The organism is Salinimicrobium oceani (genome assembly GCF_012037645.1).
This window is the reverse complement of sequence record NZ_JAAVJR010000851.1, coordinates 1-402: the sequence shown is the minus strand read 5'-3', so window position 1 is coordinate 402 and position 402 is coordinate 1. Positions and strand designations below refer to the sequence as shown.

Below are 402 nucleotides of genomic sequence, written 5' to 3'. Positions count from 1 at the left end.
CACTTCCCCAATCGCAGCCGCTTTCCGGAAATCCAATTCTGTACCTGCAGTATCAGGCAGGCTTCCCGTGGGTATTTTCTGAGCATTGGTTTCCAGGTACTTTTCTGCCTTGATCTGCAACTTATGGTCATCAACATCACCTCTGCCATTTAGATTGATATAAGCGTGGTTGGTGAGGTTGACAATCGTCTTCCTGTCGGTTTGGGCGGTGTATTCGATCTTTACCTCATCGGCTTCAGTAAGCGTGTATTTCACCTGCACATGAAGATTTCCGGGGTAACCTTCCTCAAAATGGGGAGATCTGTATTCAAGAACAACAAAGGGATCTTCTCCTTCATTGATCTCCTTTACTTCCCAAAACTTATATGAAAATCCGAATTCCCCGCCGTGAAGATGTACGTC

Annotated in this window: 1 protein-coding gene; it reads right to left on the bottom strand. The window is 45.8% G+C overall.

Annotated elements, in window-relative coordinates; genetic code table 11:
- The coding region (locus HC175_RS19710; protein ID WP_445326499.1) for an aldose epimerase family protein at window positions 1–402 on the bottom strand (402 nt) is incomplete at both ends.